Below are 3,006 nucleotides of genomic sequence, written 5' to 3' on the forward strand. Positions count from 1 at the left end.
CGACTCCTTCAGAATCCCCACAATCTGCTCTTCGCTGTAACGGCTCTTACGCATCTGAAGTCCTCCTCGTCAGGGCCTCATCGACCCAATTTATCGGAGAACTCTCACTCCCGCTGGACTAAATCAAAGGATGCAGCTCAACCGGCCTGCGCCGGATTTTGGGGGCCATCATCATCTTGGCTGGATCATCCTTACCTGCGCAGGGTCAAATGCGTGCGAAGGTTGACTCGGTGCTCATCCTCAAGAAGGAACATGTGCTTGAGCTGCTTTCTGGCGGGAAGGTGATCCGGACGTACAAGGTGGCGTTGGGATCGGGCGGGCTGGCTCCCAAAGAGCGCGAAGGAGACGGCCGTACTCCCGAGGGGCGCTACGTCATTGACAGCCGCAACGAGCGCTCCGCGTATCACAAGGCGCTGCACGTCTCGTATCCCAACGCCGACGATCGTCGGCGGTCCGCAAAGCTGGGAGCGAGCCCCGGTGGGGCGATCATGATCCATGGGCTGCCCAACGGCAAAGGCTGGATTGGCGGCGGGCACCGGATTTACGACTGGACGCTGGGATGCATCGCTGTGACCGACGACGAGATTGAGGCAATCTGGAAGATGGTCCCGGTCGGCACACTAGTGGAGATCCGTCCGTAACGTAAGGAAGTCGGTTTGTTCTTTCCATTCAGGCAACGAACGTGTAGAACCGATAGGGTAATTCGTTTAGGTGACTATGGGTGTTTAGTGTGGGTTACTGCACCAGGTCACTGTGCTTCCCTTTCGAGAATTCACGATGACTGCCGATGGTTTTGGTTCACTGCTGATGGCGGCGCCATTATTGCTGGTGCTGGTGGCCGGCGTTTTGCGCCTTGACGAACATATTTTTACATCCAACCGCGGCAAAAAGTCCGAGCGGGCGCGGCGGAGGTTTGCGGTATCGGATCAGGACGGTGAAGAGGTCCTCACCGATCCGGACGGCAGGCCTTCCAAGTAGGGGGGACAGGCGACGCAGGGCGACGCGGCGGCGATGGCGGCGGCTGTTCCGCGGAAGGCAGCCCGGTTCTGCGAAGATTGATAGGGAATGCTCTCACTGCAAAATGCCGGGAAGCGGTTTGGGCCGCGGATCCTCTTTACTGAAGCCAACTGGCTTATTCGCAACAACGAAAAGACTGCCCTGGTGGGCGCTAACGGGACGGGCAAGTCGACGCTGATGAAGGTGTTGGCGGGGCTGGAGTCGCTGGATTACGGCGAGCTGCAGCGCACCCGCGGCATGAGCATCGGCTACCTGCCGCAGGAGGGCTTGCGCCTGACCGGGCGGACCATCTTCGAAGAATGCCTGACGGTGTTTGACGAGATTCGCGAGATGGAAGGGGAGATTGAGCGGCTGGGCGGGCAACTGGCTGAAGTTGACCACGAGAGCGCCGAGTACAAGGCGGCGGCCGAGCGCTACAGCATGCTTCAGGAGCGGTTCCACGCGCTGAATGGGTATGCACTGGACGCGCAGGTTGGAGCCGTGCTGACTGGATTGGGGTTCGGCAAGGACGACTGGAGCCGGCTCACGGACGAGTTCAGCGGAGGCTGGCAGATGCGCATTGCATTGGCCAAGCTGCTGCTGGCGAGGCCCAACCTGCTGCTGCTGGACGAGCCAACGAACCACCTTGATCTGGAGACACGCAACTGGCTTGAGGAGTACCTCAAGGCCTATCCGTTCGGTTACATCCTGATCTCCCACGACCGCTATTTTCTGGATGTGACTATCGACCGGACGGTCGAAATCTGGAACAAGCGGCTCACGATCTACAACGGCAACTACACCAAATACCTGACGCAGAAGGATGAGCGCAGGGCACAGCTCGAGGCAGCTTACAAGCACCAGAAAGATCAGATTGAACATCTCGAGGCGTTCATAAGCCGGTTTCGCTACCAGGCGACGAAGGCCAAGCAGGTGCAGAGCCGGATCAAGGAGCTCGAGAAGATTGAGCGCATCGAGATTCCGGAGGAAGAGCCGGTCATCCATTTCAAATTTCCGCAGCCGGCGCCGTCCGGGCGCATGGTGGTGGAGGCTGACGGGCTATCGAAGAGCTACGGCGAAAAGAGAGTCCTTGAGAACGTGCGGTTCACCATCGAGCGCGGCGACCGCGTGGCGCTGGTGGGGGTGAATGGCGCCGGCAAATCCACCCTTATCAAGCTGATGACGGGCGTGGAGGCACCCACGTCCGGCATGGCGCGCATAGGGCATAACGTGGTGAGCGAGTACTTTGCGCAGGATCAGTACAAGGTGCTCGATCCTGACGCGCGCATGCTGGACGACATCAGCCGCGCTGCTGTGAAGGTCCCGGAGAGCGAATTGCGCAGCCTGCTGGGCTGTTTTCTTTTCTCAGGGGACGATGTGTTCAAGCCGCTTGGCGTGCTGAGTGGGGGCGAGCGCAATCGTTTCGCGCTGGCGCGCATTTTGGTGTCGCCGTCGAATTTCCTGCTGCTCGACGAGCCGACGAATCACCTGGATATGCGCGCCAAAGACGTGCTGCTGGAGGCGATTGCCAACTTCAGCGGCACCGTGGTGTTCGTGTCGCACGATCGCTACTTCATTGACCGGCTGGCGACCCGTGTGCTGGAAGTGGAGAACGGCGGAGTTACCACCTACGAAGGCGACTACGAAGACTACATGCGCAGGAAAGAGGGGTTGGCGAACGAAGCAGCGTTTGCTCAGTCCACTACGGCGAAGCCTGGAGCAGAGGTGAAATCCGCGACTCCTGCACCGGCGGTTTCGACCAATGGAAACCTCGGAACCGCAGAGCTGGACGCCGCTAAAGACAAACCGAGGCGGCTGAACCCCATCAAGCAGAAGCAGATGGAGGATCGCAGCGCGTTTCTTGAAGAGGAAGTTCCACGGGTGGAGGCGGCGCTTGCCGACACGGAGCAGCAGCTGGGAAGGTTTGTGTCCGTCGAGGAGACGCAGCGGCTCACCAAGCTTGCCGAGGATCTTCGCGTGCAGTTGAATGCGCTGACCGGCGAGTGGGAA

3 protein-coding genes are annotated in these 3,006 nt (G+C 59.7%); all 3 read left to right on the forward strand.

All coding sequences use genetic code 11. The features are described 5' to 3' along the window. The first annotated feature begins 209 nt into the window (after positions 1-209). Positions 210-641: a L,D-transpeptidase family protein gene (locus VGL22_RS14395; RefSeq protein WP_465267630.1), complete on the forward strand. Its 432-nt coding sequence runs from the start codon at positions 210-212 to the stop codon at positions 639-641. 136 nt (positions 642-777) lie between these two features. Next, positions 778-978, forward strand: coding sequence for a hypothetical protein (locus VGL22_RS14400; RefSeq protein ID WP_465267631.1), 201 nt, complete (start codon positions 778-780; stop codon positions 976-978). Positions 979-1,065: 87 nt separating this feature from the next. Next, positions 1,066-3,006, forward strand: a 1,941-nt coding sequence (locus VGL22_RS14405) for an ABC-F family ATP-binding cassette domain-containing protein (RefSeq protein WP_465267632.1), incomplete at its 3' end; no start/stop codon positions are given.

The sequence above is a fragment of the Occallatibacter sp. genome, from assembly GCF_036502485.1.
In the GTDB taxonomy this organism is placed as follows: domain Bacteria; phylum Acidobacteriota; class Terriglobia; order Terriglobales; family Acidobacteriaceae; genus Telmatobacter.

Coding starts and splice junctions, on each gene's coding strand:
- VGL22_RS14395 (WP_465267630.1), top strand. CDS start 210: ATGCGTGCGAAGGTTGACTCGGTGCTCATCCTCAAGAAGGAACATGTG.
- VGL22_RS14400 (WP_465267631.1), top strand. CDS start 778: ATGACTGCCGATGGTTTTGGTTCACTGCTGATGGCGGCGCCATTATTG.